The 16,596-nt window shown below is 47.6% G+C and carries 17 protein-coding genes; 3 read left to right on the top strand and 14 right to left on the bottom strand.

From position 1 onward, the window contains the following. Positions 1-18: 18 nt before the first annotated feature. The 14 genes from AC1VYS_RS06365 to AC1VYS_RS06300 all read right to left on the bottom strand — a co-directional run bounded on the left by AC1VYS_RS06365 (position 19) and on the right by AC1VYS_RS06300 (position 12,579). Entirely contained in the window at positions 19-162 is a 144-nt protein-coding gene (locus AC1VYS_RS06365; RefSeq protein ID WP_482913503.1) for a hypothetical protein, read from the bottom strand. A gap of 14 nt (positions 163-176) precedes the next feature. Further along, complete coding sequence (locus AC1VYS_RS06360) at positions 177-611, bottom strand: phage tail assembly chaperone (RefSeq protein ID WP_090918338.1); 435 nt, start codon at positions 609-611, stop codon at positions 177-179. A 162-nt stretch (positions 612-773) separates the two neighbouring features. Then, on the bottom strand, positions 774-1,181 hold the full coding sequence (locus tag AC1VYS_RS06355; RefSeq protein ID WP_482913502.1) for a phage tail tube protein: 408 nt from the start codon (positions 1,179-1,181) through the stop codon (positions 774-776). Positions 1,182-1,248: 67 nt separating this feature from the next. Beyond that, a complete protein-coding gene (locus AC1VYS_RS06350; protein ID WP_482913501.1) occupies positions 1,249-2,712 on the bottom strand; it encodes a phage tail sheath subtilisin-like domain-containing protein in 1,464 nt (487 codons plus the stop codon). Beyond that, complete coding sequence (locus AC1VYS_RS06345; RefSeq protein WP_482913500.1) at positions 2,712-2,912, bottom strand: YqzN/YkzM domain-containing protein; 201 nt, start codon at positions 2,910-2,912, stop codon at positions 2,712-2,714. The genes AC1VYS_RS06350 and AC1VYS_RS06345 overlap by 1 nt, the downstream gene beginning before the upstream one ends. Positions 2,913-2,973: 61 nt before the next feature. Beyond that, positions 2,974-3,954 carry a hypothetical protein gene (locus tag AC1VYS_RS06340; RefSeq protein ID WP_482913499.1) on the bottom strand — a complete coding sequence of 327 codons (981 nt, stop codon included), beginning with the start codon at positions 3,952-3,954 and terminating at the stop codon, positions 2,974-2,976. Between the two features lie 330 nt (positions 3,955-4,284). Beyond that, on the bottom strand, positions 4,285-5,988 hold the full coding sequence (locus AC1VYS_RS06335) for a DUF4127 family protein (protein WP_482913498.1): 1,704 nt from the start codon (positions 5,986-5,988) through the stop codon (positions 4,285-4,287). A gap of 395 nt (positions 5,989-6,383) precedes the next feature. Next, positions 6,384-7,343, bottom strand: coding sequence for a hypothetical protein (locus AC1VYS_RS06330; RefSeq protein ID WP_482913497.1), 960 nt, complete (start codon positions 7,341-7,343; stop codon positions 6,384-6,386). 188 nt (positions 7,344-7,531) lie between these two features. Beyond that, a complete protein-coding gene (locus AC1VYS_RS06325) occupies positions 7,532-8,191 on the bottom strand; it encodes a VOC family protein (protein ID WP_482913496.1) in 660 nt (219 codons plus the stop codon). Further along, positions 8,188-8,646 carry a VOC family protein gene (locus tag AC1VYS_RS06320; protein ID WP_482913495.1) on the bottom strand — a complete coding sequence of 153 codons (459 nt, stop codon included), beginning with the start codon at positions 8,644-8,646 and terminating at the stop codon, positions 8,188-8,190. Before AC1VYS_RS06320 ends, AC1VYS_RS06325 begins: the two co-directional genes overlap by 4 nt. Positions 8,647-8,726: 80 nt before the next feature. Then, positions 8,727-9,296: an NADPH-dependent FMN reductase gene (locus AC1VYS_RS06315; protein WP_482913494.1), complete on the bottom strand. Its 570-nt coding sequence runs from the start codon at positions 9,294-9,296 to the stop codon at positions 8,727-8,729. Between the two features lie 202 nt (positions 9,297-9,498). After that, positions 9,499-10,311: a response regulator gene (locus AC1VYS_RS06310; RefSeq protein ID WP_482913493.1), complete on the bottom strand. Its 813-nt coding sequence runs from the start codon at positions 10,309-10,311 to the stop codon at positions 9,499-9,501. Positions 10,312-10,330: 19 nt separating this feature from the next. Then, positions 10,331-12,001 carry a GAF domain-containing sensor histidine kinase gene (locus AC1VYS_RS06305; RefSeq protein WP_482913492.1) on the bottom strand — a complete coding sequence of 557 codons (1,671 nt, stop codon included), beginning with the start codon at positions 11,999-12,001 and terminating at the stop codon, positions 10,331-10,333. Positions 12,002-12,096: 95 nt separating this feature from the next. Next, positions 12,097-12,579, bottom strand: coding sequence for an ArpU family phage packaging/lysis transcriptional regulator (locus AC1VYS_RS06300; RefSeq protein ID WP_482914929.1), 483 nt, complete (start codon positions 12,577-12,579; stop codon positions 12,097-12,099). A gap of 567 nt (positions 12,580-13,146) precedes the next feature. Between AC1VYS_RS06300 and AC1VYS_RS06295 the strand changes: the two genes are divergently transcribed. The 3 genes from AC1VYS_RS06295 (at position 13,147) to AC1VYS_RS06285 (ending at position 16,065) form a co-directional block, all read left to right on the top strand. Next, on the top strand, positions 13,147-13,590 hold the full coding sequence (locus tag AC1VYS_RS06295) for a helix-turn-helix domain-containing protein (protein WP_441926622.1): 444 nt from the start codon (positions 13,147-13,149) through the stop codon (positions 13,588-13,590). Between the two features lie 46 nt (positions 13,591-13,636). Then, positions 13,637-14,053, top strand: coding sequence for an ImmA/IrrE family metallo-endopeptidase (locus AC1VYS_RS06290; protein WP_441926200.1), 417 nt, complete (start codon positions 13,637-13,639; stop codon positions 14,051-14,053). 188 nt (positions 14,054-14,241) lie between these two features. Then, complete coding sequence (locus tag AC1VYS_RS06285; protein WP_482913491.1) at positions 14,242-16,065, top strand: 5'-nucleotidase C-terminal domain-containing protein; 1,824 nt, start codon at positions 14,242-14,244, stop codon at positions 16,063-16,065. The last annotated feature ends 531 nt before the right edge of the window (positions 16,066-16,596 follow it).

Here is a 16,596-nt window from a genome sequence, read left to right as displayed (position 1 = left end):
ACCTCCTGCCTGTTGTGTTTATCGATTTATTTGAGCACTTAACGCCGCCATCTCTTCTTCCGAGAAAGCAAGCAACAGCGAGCGCTCCCCGCGTGGCAAAGACCAGAACTCTCCGGGACGGAGATGGTGACGCACCCACATATGATACAGGAACGTGGTCATCCCGCCGGAGTGAATCAGTTTTTTAGGTCTTCGATCTCCACGCCGAAGCCGGATAATTCAAGCACTTTATCACCAACCGCATCCAGTTCACCAGCCAGCAACATCCGTCGTACCGCTTGCTCCCCACCAGACAATTTCATGCGTCCTGTGATGCGGTTGTCTCCCCAACCGGACAGTTCCAGCCCGCGTACACTCATTTTCACCGTGGCCTCGGAGATCAGCAGGGCATTAAACGTTTCGGTATCCACCTTTTCCTCGGTGCGACCTTTTGTCGTTTTGCGAATCGTACAACGCTCGCGAATCTGATCCACTTTGGAGGACGTCAATCCACGCAAGGTGAGCAGCAGATCCAGACGCTGGATACGTACATTTTCTTCTGGCAGACGTTCCGCCGCTTCAAACAACTGATCCAAAATTTGTTCTTCAGACAAATTTTCGTTCATACTCATCGGTTAAAATCTCCTTTGTGTTTTCACATTTATCTTCTTATGTGATACTGCTTCCTCGTATCTGACGAATAGTGCAAGACACCAAAAAGACCGAGAGATTCCCGGCCTCAATCGATGTCCTTATCCGCATTGATTCATGACAATATCATCCCGCTACAAAACTTAGTTCGCTACAATCGGATTCAGCAACTCAAAACCTTCAAACGTAAAACCAGTCTCTTCCGGCACTTCCTCGCCCGCCGTCCAGTTGGCCAGCTGAATCTTATCTACCATACAACCTTTCAGCAGCACACTTTCATGTCCGTATGATTCCGGGTCGTCCAGCTTGGAGATAATCTGAAATTTAGCAAATCCACGCTGGATCATATCGGACGTGACCTTGTATCCCGTCATCGTACCGGTTCCTTTTTTGGCACCATTTTTGTGAACTTTCCAATCGTTGCCGACCAGATTCAGCTCACGCTTCTCAATCTCTACGCTGGCCTCCAACTTGTTAATGTTTGTCTGCCACACTCCGTCCATATGCAGCTGACCGTGAGTACCGAGAATTACTCTTGACGCATCCAACATGTATATTTCCTCCTTATTTTAAAAAGCTTTCTATTGCTACCTGCCCTTTTTCTTTCAGGCCAACTCCTTATTGCACGTAAAACGTACCAAACAACTGCTCCATCACATCCGTCAGCTTCACATTCCATTGCAGGAATACCTGATCCGCCTCCGGTTTCAGCACAGGTGCAGCGCCATAATACGCAGGGTCGAGCACGACATCATATCCTTCGGCTTCGATAACATTACTCTGTGCGAGCAACGCCAAATAGGCCTTCATTACACCAATCAGTGCCTGACGACCTTCTTCGGTATTGTTCACCTTGCCGATGTACGTATCTTCTGCGGAGCGCTGCAAATCCGTATTGATCGCATCCATGACCCGGATTGAACGGATTTTTTTCCATGCATTATTCTGTCCGGCAGCAGGCGTGACAAGCGTATTCACACCACGAAGCGCTTTCACCCGGCGTCCGTCGTGGAAGAAAATAAATACGCCATTCTGTACAGCCTGCTCCTGTTCAGCACGCGTCCAGCGGCGTGTTACATCATCGAACGGGGTTGCCGCATATGTCGTGGATTCATTCAGGCGCTGTCCGGCGATGAGGCCAGCTACATAAGCTGAGGTCTGTGCGGAGCTATAGAACGCATCGCCCAAACGTACGCCCGTACCCACATTAATTACACCTTCATGGTTCAGCGTAAGGGAACGAGCTGACGCTTTCTGAGCTGCCGTTGCAGAAGTATCATCTGCTGCGGAGCCGCCAAAGACAGCCATGACTGGCTTACCTTCATTACGCACCCGTTTCACCCATGCCGCAAAGCTGGCAAGCAACGCTGCATCCGGCGCATGATCCAGAGCGAGAACATCAAACTGTTCCCCTTCCAGCGCGCCCTGCAAAGCAATGTACTCTGCATTCGTCAGGGCATCATTGCCACTTACGCCGCCTTTGAAAGCCGCACCCGATACGTTCGTAACCTCGCCTGTCCCATCTCCAATCGCCTGCGCGGTGATCCAGAGGTTTTGCTCATCGGCATTGATCCCTTTTGCAAGAGCTGCTGCCGTAACATCTGACGTCAAGAGCGCATATAACATCCGATTGCCTTCAAACAGACGCACTTCAAATTTCGTATTATCAATCACACCCGGTTGGATCGTCACATAGAATCCATTGGCGCGGTCACCCGGATACTTCGCATCAAGCTGCAACACATCCGCACCGCCACTATCCTTTAACGTCAACGTAGCTGCTTTGGCTGCCGAACTTGCCACCCGATAAGCGAGCAGCTTCTTCGGTCCGCCGAGCAAAGCCAGCTTCAAAGACGTATAAGCCGTACCGTTGTCCAGTGCGTTCGCCGCAAACGTACGTTCAATCGCTGTTTCACTGCTCACTTCCACAAACGTGCCCACAGGACCCCAGTTTGCCTTCACCGGCACAACAACCGTTCCACGACTGCCTGCCTGAATTGCCGAAGACGCCGCCGCCTGAAAATTCATATACAAACCCGGAAGGACCGGACGATTTGATTGTTCCCAAGTTCCACCTGCCATTATTGGTTCACCTTCGCTTTCAAAAATTGGTTGATTCTTACCTGTACTTCTTCAATGGAAAACGTCTGCTGCGCCATTTCATGCAGCGCACCAGCCAGCACCTCTGCCTTTACAGCAAAGAGGGCTACCGAATGATTCATCAGTTCAGCCCGCGTATATTGCGGGGGAACCGGCACATCTTTTTTCACTGAACTTGCCATCTTTTTCTCACCTCGTTGGTTAACTTCAAAGACATAAAATATAAGTTGAACTAAAGATGTTTTACTGTATTCCTTGGTTATGGTGAATCTCACGCATAAGTGGTGCATTGGAAACGGGACGGCGTATTCGCTGTGTCAGCGTCAGACGAATCTGTCCATTCAGATACGCATCTGCTTGCATATCGGCTGTGGCCTCATCGACTGTGGCATAACGTGTATGTCTTTCGTCGATTGCGCTAGCTTCATTACTTTCGCTCCCCACCTGAGTCATTGGAATTCGCGATTGTAGCGCCAGTTGCTGGACCAGATGGCTTGTCGTCTGATCTGTCAGACCTGTATCCTCGGTGAGAACATGCCCGATCCACTGTTTGCGCACTTCAAGCGCCGATGTTCCTGCTACAGCTGTACTTAAGCCGCTTAAACGCCACAGTACAGACGGCATCTTATACCCGCCTGGCCAGCTATTGACATACACTGACCAGTCCGTGCTTAACTCGTTTGCTGTCCAAAGCTGCAATGCATCAAGCCAAGGATCACGCATGACCGCAACATTCCCGGCGGCACCTTGCGGTGGTTCGGGAACGTATACACCAAAACGCAAACTGCGCGTAACCATACCCGATCCGCTATCCACACGATCATTGTCCGTTGAACCCAGATAGAGACAAGTAAAACCTCCACCTTCCTCATCTTCCAGCCGCACCTGATGCAAGCCTGCAATCAACAGTGCTGACCAGACCTCCACCTGCGCTGCGCCCCCGTCTTCGGATCGGGCATATGGTGAAATCTTGATGATCCGCCGATACCCTGCCCAGGCTGACTTTGGTACTTCTTCAGCAAAAGCAATCACTGCACATGGATCAGACAGCACTTCACCCGAAGCAGGAATATCCTGCACTCGGCCTTCCCAGGCAGGTACAAGAGCTGTGAGCTTCTGCTTTAACGTCTTTTTAATACGTGTGCTCAGCCTAGTCTCTGATACAGCATTGTTAATTTCTTGGCTCTGCGCATTGTTCATTTTATTGCTTGTGTCAGTGTTCATTTCATGTCTCATAGACACATTCCTTTCGCCCCCTTCCGCTGCAAAAGTGATTTCTGCCCCGATGGTGCAGCAACCATGCGACAGGTCGGGACTCCCCCTTTTATCCGCAATTCAGGTGTATACCGGATCAATGCAAGGACAACTTCACCGCATGAAAAAGACCAGCCCGCTTGGCTGGTCTGTACATTAGCGTATGTGCTTTCGGTGCGTCCCTTTGCAATTGATCCGATAATACAATCTTACAGCCTTTTTTTCCTAGCGCGGACGGTGATTCGGTTGACTTGTGCGCGAATAAAGAAGGCACTTGGGCGGAAAAAAGACGACTCCAATCTAGTTCATTCTCACCTGCGGACTCAGCGTAATCTCAAATGCACGTCCCCAGATGAAATCAGGGTTGTTATATTCCAGCAGCGCACCGTTGTAAGTTGAATACGTTAGCTGCCCGTCACAGATCTGCCGGATTGCTGGATTTCCCTGCCCGAAAGCCGGTTTACTTGCGAGTTCAGCGGTATGCGTCTGCATGAGGTCGCGCAGCAAACTTTGCAGATGAACATAATCTTCTTCCGAATTAAACAGCACCATATTCTGATCCGCCAGTGTTGCCACATTGGTATACAGTGCATGTGCACGTGAATAGGTGCGAACATCGGCAATGGCTACTGCTTTGTAGCTGTAGTCCTTCAGGAACCGTTTGAACAGCAGCGAGCCGTGTGCATTCATCGCATCCCGCAACTTATGTTCATGCTTTTCCGTAGTGATCAGCGCAAATCTCGATTGCGCCATACCAACGGCAAGCCCGATTTTGTTCCCAGGTGTATTCCAGGCACTGTAACCAAGCACTCGTCCGGTATAGGGACTATTCAGCAATGCTTCAGCGACATCAACATTCGCGGGTCCTTTACCCACAAAATCAATCAGAATCGAAGGCAGCCCCTGCTCCCCATTCGTTGCCAAACGCTCTACCGCCGCCTGTACCTGATCCAATGCCGTAATGGCGATGATCTCCATATCCACTGCGGAATCTGCTGTATCCTCAATCAAAATACCACCGACAATATCAACGTGATGCACCACATTTTGGTGTACATCCATATATTCATAGGTGTTGATGATCGTCGAGCCGTGGGGCCCGTAATACTTCACACCATATTTCGTTCTCGCTCCACCGCTGAACAGCTGATTCGCCATTCGAGCGACCAAAGCATGTCCCAAACCGTCTGCATCCGGTAAAATGATCGCACGATCCGGATTTTGCCCATCCGTACCGCCCAGCCATTCGTTGATCCGTGCCTCGACATACTTGATCTCATTAATCTGAACCCCCTGGGTATTGGCATCGTCCACACCAACAGCAAGGAAATCAATATATCCCGTACGTGCCAACTGATCCAGAATGTAACGATTGGTTTTGAACTTATGCTGTCTTGTATTGTAGTATTTCTGTTTATCAAAATAAGTGGTTTCTCCATACTGTACTCCATCTGGAGAAACGTTATATCCTTGAATAATATCTTCAAATTCCGTAAAGGTCTGGCGTGGTTGCTGCATCAGAGCCCGGGATTCATTATACGCATCCAGTGCCAAGCCATCTGCAAATGAAGTCGTTGCAAGCCGCATGATGGTATCCATCACAAACAACGGTTTGCGTGGGTACTTTGTTTTGAGACTACGAATGAGATCCAGCAAATGAGTGGTTTGTTCATCATATGCGGGATACGTTCCCCCGCCGTCTTCTCGAAGCTGACGACTGCCGATGAGTCCACCGTAAGCAAGCATATCTGTAGAAATAATGAAGCCGTCTACCTTTGCTGCATGTTTAACAATAAAATCATAAATCTTGGATGAATTCCCGTAAATGGGTGTAGAAGTGCCGAGAAGTGTAGTGCCGTCGGTTGTTTTTTCCGTATCCAACCGGTTCTTGATATCCTTCAGGTTGGGTGTGACGATGTGAAGACCGGCTGCTTTCCCTTGTACAATTACGTCGTCCAGATTCGCCGGACGGTCGTCGAGTGGAACATACAATACTGTTTTCATATCATGTAGCCTCCTGTTTTTGATATTCTTCAATACCCGGACAGAGCAAGGTCACAATCACCGTTTGGAAAAAAACATCTCTTGCTAGCCTGATCCTCCTGGGAGAGCAACTTTCTGTTTTCTATATCCTGCAATCTGCACATTGCTTCCCTTGCTTCTGATCCGATAATATCATCTTACCGTCTTTTCCCCCTCACGCTGACGGTGTTGCGGATGAATTACGCCGATTTAACGCTTGATTTTACGCGAGGAAATGGAAATGACGAAAAAGCACCTGCCGCTTGGACAAGTGCTTGATTTAATGACGCATTGATTCTGAGTAATGGAACATTCATATCGTAAGGTTTACCCGATACATATACATTGTATAGAACGTGACATGTTCGTTATACTTCCTACGCAATAATATAACGGAAATTCTCCCAAATTTCAGGCATAGCCTCTCCATTTTTGGCATGGTGGTAGAAACTGAACGGGAATTTGAACACATGCCCGCCGTACCAGTCACGGCATCGGTGATCTGTCAGCCAGTATTCCAATTCATGTGGCAGCGCACGTGAACGCTCAGCTTGTGTTAATGGAAGCACATCAACAGGGGATTGCAATGTAGCATCCTCCTGCATCCCATCCATATCACGGCCCAGCCGCAAAGCTTTTACCATTATTAGAAAAGGTGGAATGCCTTTATAGAACAGAGCGGCGTAACCCAGCTCATAAAGCATATTTAGCGCATGTCCGTAGGTAAGCATGTGGCCGATCAGATCATGATGTGCCTCCGCCTGATAGATCGTGCGAAAAGCCCCCAACTCCTCCAGAATCAACTGAGACAACTGAATGGGATGCAGAATCTCAGGGAAACCGTCTTTCTCGTCCAGATGCATCCGGCGAATCTCTTTCACGGTTGTATTCACCCAGGATCTCCCCGGAATCGTACGTTCAAACGACTCAATTAATTGAGCAATTTGCTCAATCTCTTCTGCTGTGCCCCATCCTTCCAATTCACGAATGGCTTTGAGGCTAATGGCACCATAGATAGCTTGGTGTCCCACCCAGTGCAATTCACCGATCGTCCGCTCCAGTGCATCTGTAATACGCATCTCGGCTTCTTCCAGCGGCATACGCTCATTTGATGAAGCAGTCTGGTCGTTACGGGTTCCATGCTGGCGAAGCATCGCTTTCGCTTCGGCGGTAACGCTGCCAGCGGCAAGAGCCGTGAGACGATTTTCCCGTACCCAAAAATAAGCTGCAATCGCCCCTGCTCCATAATGGGCATGCCACAAGTCTCCTGTACGTTCCCGACTGGAAGCAATTGTCGCAAGTCCCTCCTCCAACAAACGTCGATCCAAGTCTGCCATCCCCCTTCAACTTATGGAAGCCTCGCTACAAGCCGGACTACCCTGATCTTTCAAAAAATAAAGCGTTTACTTCTATAAAATGATCAAGTGCAGATTGTTATGCCCTTTTGCTCTATATAAGTTCAAGCTGAAGATTTGTCACACAAACTTCGGATGACGGAGTAACCTTTTGCATCGTTTTTATCCCGCTAGAATTGAAGTGTTCCTACCTCGCGAATTGTAGCATCAAACGGAAAGATCTGCGCCTTTTGATCGGAGAAAAACCAGATGCGTTCCTTCCTCACCACAATAAACAAACCGTTACGATCACCTATCGGAGAAAATGTATCACTGCCCTCTCCCCAGCGGACTAGTCCGGCTTCCTCCAATTCCTGCACCGTGGCTGCCACATCTTCCGAAACCAGTCCGATTTCACACACCTGCAATATATCTTCCACCGAAAATGCACGCTCTTGCTCGTTATCTTCCCGGTGGTGGGCAATCAACTCCACAATATTTCCCGCTGGATCTTCAAAATAAAGCGAATGCGAGTCCCAGTTGTTGGAGTACGTTTCGTCCCGCTCCCCATCTGTACTTAAAGTCACCCGTGATGCCGCCCACTGCTTCGCTTCCTGAAACTGATTTTTCGGAATCATCCAGGCAAAGTGATAGAACGGCTCTATGCCTTTTACAACGGTTTCGGATGCTGCGTCCCACTGCTTGAATATCATCCGTGTGCTTCCGGCCTGCAAAGTGAAAGCTTCCTCCAATGGGTCAATGTCGGATACCCTCATGCCGAGCGTATCTCCATAGAAATGGTGCAATTCCTCCAGCTTTACGGTATAAAACAAGACTCGCTCAATGATCATACACTTCTCCCGTGCAGCCTCTCCCATTCACTCCACGGCACCAAGCCAAGCTCAGGCTTCGCCTCGTCTGGAAGCACGGCGATGAATTCAAGCAAATGACCATCCGGGTCGTTAAAATAGACAGCAACAGCTGGCATCCAGCCAAAGACATATAGCTCCCCTATGTCATCATCCTGAAAATTACGGGTAGTTATGCCCTTGTTTTCCAGGTATTCAACGGCATGTTTCATATCTTCCAAGGATACTTGAAAAGCAAAGTGCTGACGTTGCACCTGCGCCGGATCTTTCTCCCACAGACCAAGCATGGCATGGCGTTCGCCGCCAATCCAGTAAAATAAGTATCCGCGTTCCGGGTTTTCACTAGCAAGAGGTAATCCAAGTACCTTCTCGTAGAAATGATGTGATCTTTGAAGATCTGTAACATTCAGATGTGTTTCATATAAACCTTTAATCATGCTGTATCCCCTCCTTCTATTTCGTTAAGATGATGAATGTATGAATTGAAATGATGCCCCACTTGTCAGCCTGGATTACTCTACAGTGCGCTCCTTGCCGCCGTTAACGTCTGAGCCAGATTCAGAAAAGAACCCAGTACACGTTGCACCCGCTCCTCCACATCCTGACTTCCTTCGTATTCCTCGTATCCGTCAAACGTAGCCTCAAATCGTCTGCGCTGTGCACCGCCAATGGAAATCCATTCCGGAGCGTTAATACCATGCAGGTTACGTACCATGGTTTGCATTTGGGTAAGCGAACTTACGCCGACCGCTCCCCCGGCTGAGCTGATCGATAAAACCGGTTTACCGCTGAAATGGGCCTGACTTAGATGGTCCAGCGCATTTTTAAGCACACCGCTTATACTGCCGTGATACTCTGGTGTAGAAAGGATAACGGCATCCGCTGCAAGCATCACCGTATTTAATGCCGCCAGGTTCTCGTCAGTCTCTTGCTTTTCATCCGGAGCATAGAATGGAAGTGGTTTTTCATACAGATTAAATACGCTCGCTTCGTGTCCTTGTCCTTGAATGATCTCTGCGGCATATTCACCCAAACGTGTGCTTGTTGCGTTTTTACGATTGCTGCCTGTCAATATCACAATATTCATTGCTTTCACTCTCCTATGTTTTATTGGTTGAAATTTAATTTGTTCGACTTTGGTTATCCTTATTTTACCTTGATGTGGAGTGTAGATCGTCAGCTAATGGACTTAACTTCAGTACAAAAAAACTCAACCTTTCGGTTGAGTTCATACGACTTTAGTCTGAGTTTGTCTGAATTTGGCGACTACAGTGGTAGCCTGTAACTCATCACAGTTCCCAACCATTTCGAACAGCATGAAGTGCTGCCTGAGTACGGTCAGCAAGCCCTAGTTTATCCAGTAAATGACTGACATGTGTTTTGACTGTTTTCTCCGTAATGACCAGTCGAACCGCAATCTCCTTGTTGCTCAACCCTTGAGCGATCAATCCCAGCACTTCTTGTTCACGACGAGTGAGCATGCTCAACCCTGCATCAGATGAAACAATAGATTTACTCAAATGACCTGATTTATTGGAATGACTGGTTTCATTGGACTTGCTAGATTTATTGTTTTCGCTGGTTTGAATGCCTTGTTCTACAGTCTGCTGATCCAAACGCTGGAAAGATGGCGTGACTTGCCGGATTCGTTCCTCTTGAAGTGCCTCGGACATCACATCCATTGACGCCATAACATGCATGAGTTGACCTGCAGCCGCCGGATGTAATTCGACTTGACCGGAATGCACATTCCGGATCGCAACGGCTAAATCTTCAGGTTCGATATCTTTGAGCAGATAACCTTTGACACCTGCACGAACGGCAGGGACGACATGATCCTGATCCGAGAACGAAGTCAGCACAATGATTCGTGTATTAGGCAGCAAACTACGCAAATGCCTGGCTGTTTCAATGCCGTCCATAACAGGCATATGAAGATCCATTAACACAACATCCGGCCTCAGCTCCAATGCCTGCTCCAGAGCCTCCTGACCGTTCGACGCTTCGCCAACCACCTTCATATCCTGCTGGGTTTTCAGAAAAACGTGTAATCCCCGTCTCACCATGACATGATCGTCGGCAAGTAATATTGTAATCGGCATCGCTATCTGCCTCCTGACTCTATTCCGATTCAAACGGAAGTGGTATGACTGCGGCCACAGTTGTCCCTTTCCGCGAAGAACTCCATAATTCCAGCTTGCCTCCGATTGACTGTGCACGCTCTCTCATAATAGACAATCCGAGTGATTCCGAGGAAGGTTTACGCCGTTTGGCACCGCCCTTCCCCCGGTCTGAAATGGTGAGCTTCGCCTCCGTTTCATTCAATTCAAACAGTATACATGCTGAGGACACGCCTGCATGCTTACGGATATTGTTCAGTGCCTCCTGACCGATACGCCATAACCCTTCTTCAATGAAACGTGGTATCGAACGCATCCCCTTTCGGTCAGCGACAACCTGGAGACCCTGTTTTGCCCCATATTCCTGCAACGCACTTAATAGTCCGGCTTCAAGACCCGCTGGGCGAAGCTGCATAATTAACGCACGCATTTCCTTAAGCGCTTCCTGGGACAATGCTCGTATATCTCTCAGCACTTCTGCCGCCGGGTGCACCGGTTTCGTACCGGAGAGCATGCTTTCTGCACCTTTCGCCGTCAACGATAAGGAGAACAAAATCTGATTCACGGAATCATGCAAATCCCGAGCCAGCCGGTTCCGTTCCTCAAGCCTCGCCAATTCGCGGCGATGATCAGCCAGCTTCAGGCTCTCTCTGGAAGCAATGATATGCTCTGCCAGAGCCTCAAGCACTTCACGGTCTGCCTTAATCAAATCCTCGGATCGTGCTCCTGTACCAATGACGAGTATGCCAGGTTCTTCTGGTGAATGGTATGCAAGCGGTACGCCAATTCCTGATTTCAGCTCACTCGGTATGCGTTTAATCTTGACCTGGCCGAACACTTCTACAAGCTCATCCGCGGACAGCCATGCTGCGCGGTAATGATCCACGATCCGATCCATGAGGCGTGTCCCTTCCAAGGACAGCGATTTTTCCAGATCGAGCCGTACCTCGCCACCTGAATATATCGCCTGTATGTTAAATGTTCCATTGGTTTGTTGTATCAGCGCAGCGAATGGCCAGTCAAAATATTTGCCAAGCAGCCTTGCAACGGTACCAGGCAATGCATCCACCTCAGTACATTCATTGACGGCAAGACTTAATGATGTACCGAAATCCCCCAGCCGTGCATAAAGTTCTGCCCGCCGCTGCTCTGCGCGATACAGTCGCATTCGCTCCATCGCACTGCCAATCTGATAGGCCACTGCTTGCAAAAGCGCAAGCTCCCCATCGCTGAAAACCTCTTTGCCAGGCGCTGCCACGTTAAGAAGTCCTAGCATTCGCTCACCCGAGCGCAGTGGAACTGTCGCATGGTGGGTAATATTCTGTGTGTCTCCCCACTTGAATTCCACGGCATCTTCAAGACGCTTGCAGTTAATGATGTTGACCGCATGTTGCAGCCTGCCGTCCCGGAAACGGTTGACACACCAGCATGTTCCGAGCCGCATCGGCTCTTTATCGTTTCGCATTAAAGCCGGAGGCAAATCGTAGTCTGACACACAAGTATACTCTCCATATTCATCTATGAGAAAAAGCCATCCTGCCGTAAGGCCGGTCAGTTCTAGCAATTTGCCAACAACCGTATCCAGCATCAGGCTAAGGTCATTGGAGGTATTTAACGTTTCCGCTATCGTTTTGAGCGTCATCATTTCCTGCATTCCGACCTCTTCCGCCATGATGCATCCCCCTCCGGTGCTCCATCTGTGATTTTGTCCCAATTATTGTAACCAATCCTTTGGCGATATGAAAGCTTCAACTTTTTGCCGGATGCTCAGCCAAGCTTCTGCCGTTCTTTTCTCTTCGATGATAAAGGCTCCATATTGATCAGTCCCCGATCAGCCAAAGCCAGAGCCATTTTATAAAAAGCACGGGTGCGAATTTTCGTATACGTATCCTTGCTCACAGGCGGATCAAAAACATGATTGTATATTTTATAGTCAAAAACATCATCATCCTTCATATATCGTTCGTTCACCAACAAGCGTTCCTTCTCACTGAGGCGGAGGACGATATGATCTATGGTATCGCAATAAGCCTGACGTGCACGCTGGACATCCACATTAAAGATTGCTGTTCTTGCGGTAGAATCCCCTGTAACATTGGTGGCACCATGCAAACGTTCCGTGTAACTTGCCGTTACCAATACCTCACGTTCTTCAAAAGCAATCGTTTTATAAATTCGATACTTCTCCAATACAGCTTCAACAGCGGCCTGTGTTTTACGGCGGTCCAATTCGGGTAACATCAATTCCATATTTGCCATAGTTGTTCTCCTCCTAATTTTCATTCATTCTCTTTCTCTATCTCATTTCATTTGATCGACTCATGCTGCCTTATTCTCTTCTTCTGTTACCTTTTGGAAACAAGGATCTGTTTACGTTTTGTTCGTATTTTGTTCGTATTTCTACTAGAGGATACCACTTTCTGGAGATTGGAGTAAACCTTCATTTTGGGCCATTTAGACGATAAAATAAAACCATAGCTCTCATTTTCTATACCTTTTGGCATAATTGTTTCATATCTCTTTACCTAATGGTATATATACGATATAGTACAGATAATTACTGAACTCGTATAAGTCATTTGTTTTTTATAATTTAAGATGAGCGTTAATTTGCACGATAACGGAGAGGACAGAACGAACCGAAAGAAGCGGAGCGTTCGCCTTTATCACCGGATTTCTCCCCTTAAGGAGAAAAATATAGGAAATCCGGGGATAACAGCGATCAGTAGGTTGTTCTGTCATCGGAGTCCCTTGTGCAATAGCAATGGCTTAACTTATAATCACAAGCACTTATGACGAGTCGAAGGAGATGCATGAATTGTGGAGCACGCTTTTGGTCCTTATATGAAACAGCTGCGAGAGCAGCAGGGATTCAGCATCAACCAGCTCGCGGAAGCAGCTGGAATAAGCAATTCGCAGATTTCACGGATTGAAAACGGTGTGCGTGGTGTGCCTAAACCAGCAACCATCCGCAAGATTGCTGATGCACTCGCAGTACCCTACTCAGATATGATGAAACAGGCGGGATATATTGAAGCTGGGCATGATATGAACCAACAGAACGTACCGGAATGGGCGACGTACAAAGATCGCCGGGACTTTAAAAAAATGCTGGAGGATGATGATGATCTGATGTTCGATGGCATTCCGCTGGATGAAGAGGACAAGAAACGGATCAAAGACGTGCTGACAGGATTATTCTGGGAAGCCAAACAGATGAACAAACGAAAAAAGCCAGACAAATCGGATCAACGCCCATGAGACCAGAACGCGAGTTCAAACTTATTGAAACTGCAGGTGAAATCATATGGATGACATCGTAACGAAGCTGATTCGAAAACATCGAACCAATTGTCCGTTCAGCATTGCCCGGGCTGTAGGGATACAGATTCGCTTTACCAATCTGGGCAAATCCACCAAAGGGCTGTATTTCCGTAAACTTCGCCGCAGATTTATCGTGATACACAATGAATTACCGCCCGAATGGCAGCGATTTGTATGTGCACATGAACTGGGGCATGACAGACTGCATAAAGGAATTAACCGTTTCTTTCTGGAGGAGCATTCCTACTTTGCCCCAGGCAAACTGGAGAGACAAGCAAACCGTTTTGCCATTCAACTATTGACGGCTGGAATTACACCAGAGCCAGAGGAATCCCTTGAGAAATTTTGCTTACGTACCGGACTGCCGCGTGAAGCGCAGCATTTTTTTTGCAACATTTAAGAACATACGTTCCTTTCATGCATTCCTTTCAATGGGTATGAAACTAGCTTTCCTAACAGATTTACATGTTACTTTCAGGTTACTTATTTTTACTTAAATCACGAGATTTCCTCATCATAGTCTGTTAAAATACTACATGAGCTGTATAAACGCTCTAATAGATTACTATTTTGGGAGGTTTCGGATTGATGAAAAACTGGAAAAACGTTGTTTCACTTCTGCTAACGGTTTGTTTACTGTTTAGTAGTGTAGGTATTGCGGCGGCAGCAACGGATTCCGCTCCAGGCACAGGCAAACACATTACCATCCTACATACCAATGATATGCATGCTCGTGCAGTGGAACAATCTCCTGCCATGGGTTTTGCAAAAGTTGCGGGCATCGTTGACAAATATCGCAGCGAAAATCCTAACACGCTCTTGCTGGATGCAGGCGATGCGGTACACGGTACCACATTTGCTACGCTTGTCAGAGGCGAAAGCATTGCTCAGGTCATGAACGAAATCGGTTATCAGGCAATGGTCCCAGGTAACCATGAATTCAACTACGGCTCCGAACGTCTTATGGAGCTCGCGAAGATGATGAAATTCCCTATGCTCAGTGCAAACGTGAAGAAAAAAGACGGAACTCGTCTCTTCGAACCTTATCTCATCAAAGAAGTTGATGGTGTGAAGATCGGGATCATCGCTTTGACTACACCGGAGACGATGTATAAAACGAACCCGAAAAACGTAGAAGGCCTTCAAATTACAGATCCTTCGGCAGAAGCTAATGTCCTCGTCAATGAAATCCGTAGCAAAGTCGATGTTGTCGTTGTTCTCGGACATCTTGGACAAGATGTTTCCAGTACGGACACAAGCTTCAAAGTCGTTAAAAACGTGCCAGGCATTGATGTATTCATCGATGGACACAGCCATACCGTTTTGAAAGACGGGCTTGTCTCTGATCATGGAACATTGATCGCTAGTGCAGGAGAATATACCAACTATGTAGGTGTCATTGACCTATGGGTAGACGGCGGCAAAGTTTCGAAGAAAACAGCCACATTAGTAGATGAAACCGTGGCCAAAGATATTAAACCAAACGAGAATGTTGCGACACTCGTAAGTTCCATTCAGAAAAAACAAGAACCGATCCTGAAAGAAGAAGTAGCGAATACTGCTGTTCTCTTGGACGGCAAACGTGAACAAGTACGCGCTGGCGAAACCAATCTGGGTGACTTGCTGGCCGATGCAATCCGTGATGTAAGCAAAGCCGATATCGCATTGACTAACGGCGGAGGCATTCGTTCTTCTATTGAAAAAGGTATTGTAACTAAAGGTGATGTCATTACCGTTCTTCCCTTTGGTAATCAAGTTGTAACCCTTGATGTAAAAGGTTCCGATGTACTTGCAGCTCTGGAGAACGGCGTAGGCTCCTATCCGGAACCAAGCGGTGGTTTCCCGCAAGTATCTGGAATCACATTCAAAATTGATGCCGCTGCTGCAAAGGGCAGCCGTGTTCATTCCGTCATGGTTGGTGATAAAGCTCTTGATCCAGCTGCAACCTATACCCTTGCAACCAATGATTTCACAGCTGTCGGCGGTGACGAGTACACCATGTTCTCCAAGTATCCAACAACCGGTATGTACGGTGCACTGGATGAGGCGTTGATCAACTACATGCAAAAGCTCGGCGCAGTCGATATTAAAACCGACGGCCGTATAAGTGAAAGTAAAAAAGCTGCTGTAGAACCAGAAACACCAGATACTGAGGCTCCAGCCCCTGTACCGGCACCAGCACCAACCAAGCCTCAACCAGAGACACCAAAACCGGAAAAACCGGTCAAACCGGCACCGGAGAAACCAGCTCCCGTTCCAGCGAAATTGCATATTGTTAAATCAGGCGAGTCTCTGTACTCGATTTCCAAACAATATGGTACAACATGGCAGACACTGCAAAAACTCAACAAAATCAAAAACCCACACCGGATTTATCCAGGTCAAACCCTGAAATTGCCTGCTGCTTCTTAATCTGCAGTACCTCAACTGTAAAAAAAAAAGGGAGTCCTTACCCAGACAACTGGCTAAGGACTCCTTTCGATTTCATTGCGTTTCCATGTAAAACTCCGCTCGTTAAAGTCTCTTTTAAAAATCATGGATCTCAGCCTTGTACCGGGATTGCAAACAAAATCAAAAATAAATCCCTTGCATGCAGCTTACGGCATAAGGCAGGATGTCCATCCCATGCCGAACTAGGACAAATATGTCCATAATGTCCCTGCTCACGCGATTTATCGTGCAGATCAAGCATACCGGCTTTCACACCAGCTTTGCGTGTTTACACCCGAATGACTTCAAATCTCCGAACCTACAGCAGCTATTATGAGCAAAGGAGCAATTAAATCACTCTCCATACTTCAGCTATAGTCACTTGGTATGATAATTTTCTGTAAATAAACTGTTTTATCCTTCCAGAGTCCCCGTTTTCCTAAGAACATTCGGTTTATTCAGCTACAAGATAAAGATCGACATAATATTCAGTCCTATTATATATACAAATGC

Source organism: Paenibacillus sp. G34, assembly GCF_056856875.1.
This window is presented reverse-complemented; position numbering and strand designations above follow the sequence as displayed.

Coding starts and splice junctions, on each gene's coding strand:
- AC1VYS_RS06365 (WP_482913503.1), bottom strand. CDS start 162: ATGACCACGTTCCTGTATCATATGTGGGTGCGTCACCATCTCCGTCCC.
- AC1VYS_RS06360 (WP_090918338.1), bottom strand. CDS start 611: ATGAGTATGAACGAAAATTTGTCTGAAGAACAAATTTTGGATCAGTTG.
- AC1VYS_RS06355 (WP_482913502.1), bottom strand. CDS start 1,181: ATGTTGGATGCGTCAAGAGTAATTCTCGGTACTCACGGTCAGCTGCAT.
- AC1VYS_RS06350 (WP_482913501.1), bottom strand. CDS start 2,712: ATGGCAGGTGGAACTTGGGAACAATCAAATCGTCCGGTCCTTCCGGGT.
- AC1VYS_RS06345 (WP_482913500.1), bottom strand. CDS start 2,912: ATGGCAAGTTCAGTGAAAAAAGATGTGCCGGTTCCCCCGCAATATACG.
- AC1VYS_RS06340 (WP_482913499.1), bottom strand. CDS start 3,954: ATGAACACTGACACAAGCAATAAAATGAACAATGCGCAGAGCCAAGAA.
- AC1VYS_RS06335 (WP_482913498.1), bottom strand. CDS start 5,988: ATGAAAACAGTATTGTATGTTCCACTCGACGACCGTCCGGCGAATCTG.
- AC1VYS_RS06330 (WP_482913497.1), bottom strand. CDS start 7,343: ATGGCAGACTTGGATCGACGTTTGTTGGAGGAGGGACTTGCGACAATT.
- AC1VYS_RS06325 (WP_482913496.1), bottom strand. CDS start 8,191: ATGATCATTGAGCGAGTCTTGTTTTATACCGTAAAGCTGGAGGAATTG.
- AC1VYS_RS06320 (WP_482913495.1), bottom strand. CDS start 8,646: ATGATTAAAGGTTTATATGAAACACATCTGAATGTTACAGATCTTCAA.
- AC1VYS_RS06315 (WP_482913494.1), bottom strand. CDS start 9,296: ATGAATATTGTGATATTGACAGGCAGCAATCGTAAAAACGCAACAAGC.
- AC1VYS_RS06310 (WP_482913493.1), bottom strand. CDS start 10,311: ATGCCGATTACAATATTACTTGCCGACGATCATGTCATGGTGAGACGG.
- AC1VYS_RS06305 (WP_482913492.1), bottom strand. CDS start 12,001: ATGGCGGAAGAGGTCGGAATGCAGGAAATGATGACGCTCAAAACGATA.
- AC1VYS_RS06300 (WP_482914929.1), bottom strand. CDS start 12,579: ATGGAATTGATGTTACCCGAATTGGACCGCCGTAAAACACAGGCCGCT.
- AC1VYS_RS06290 (WP_441926200.1), top strand. CDS start 13,637: ATGGATGACATCGTAACGAAGCTGATTCGAAAACATCGAACCAATTGT.
- AC1VYS_RS06285 (WP_482913491.1), top strand. CDS start 14,242: ATGAAAAACTGGAAAAACGTTGTTTCACTTCTGCTAACGGTTTGTTTA.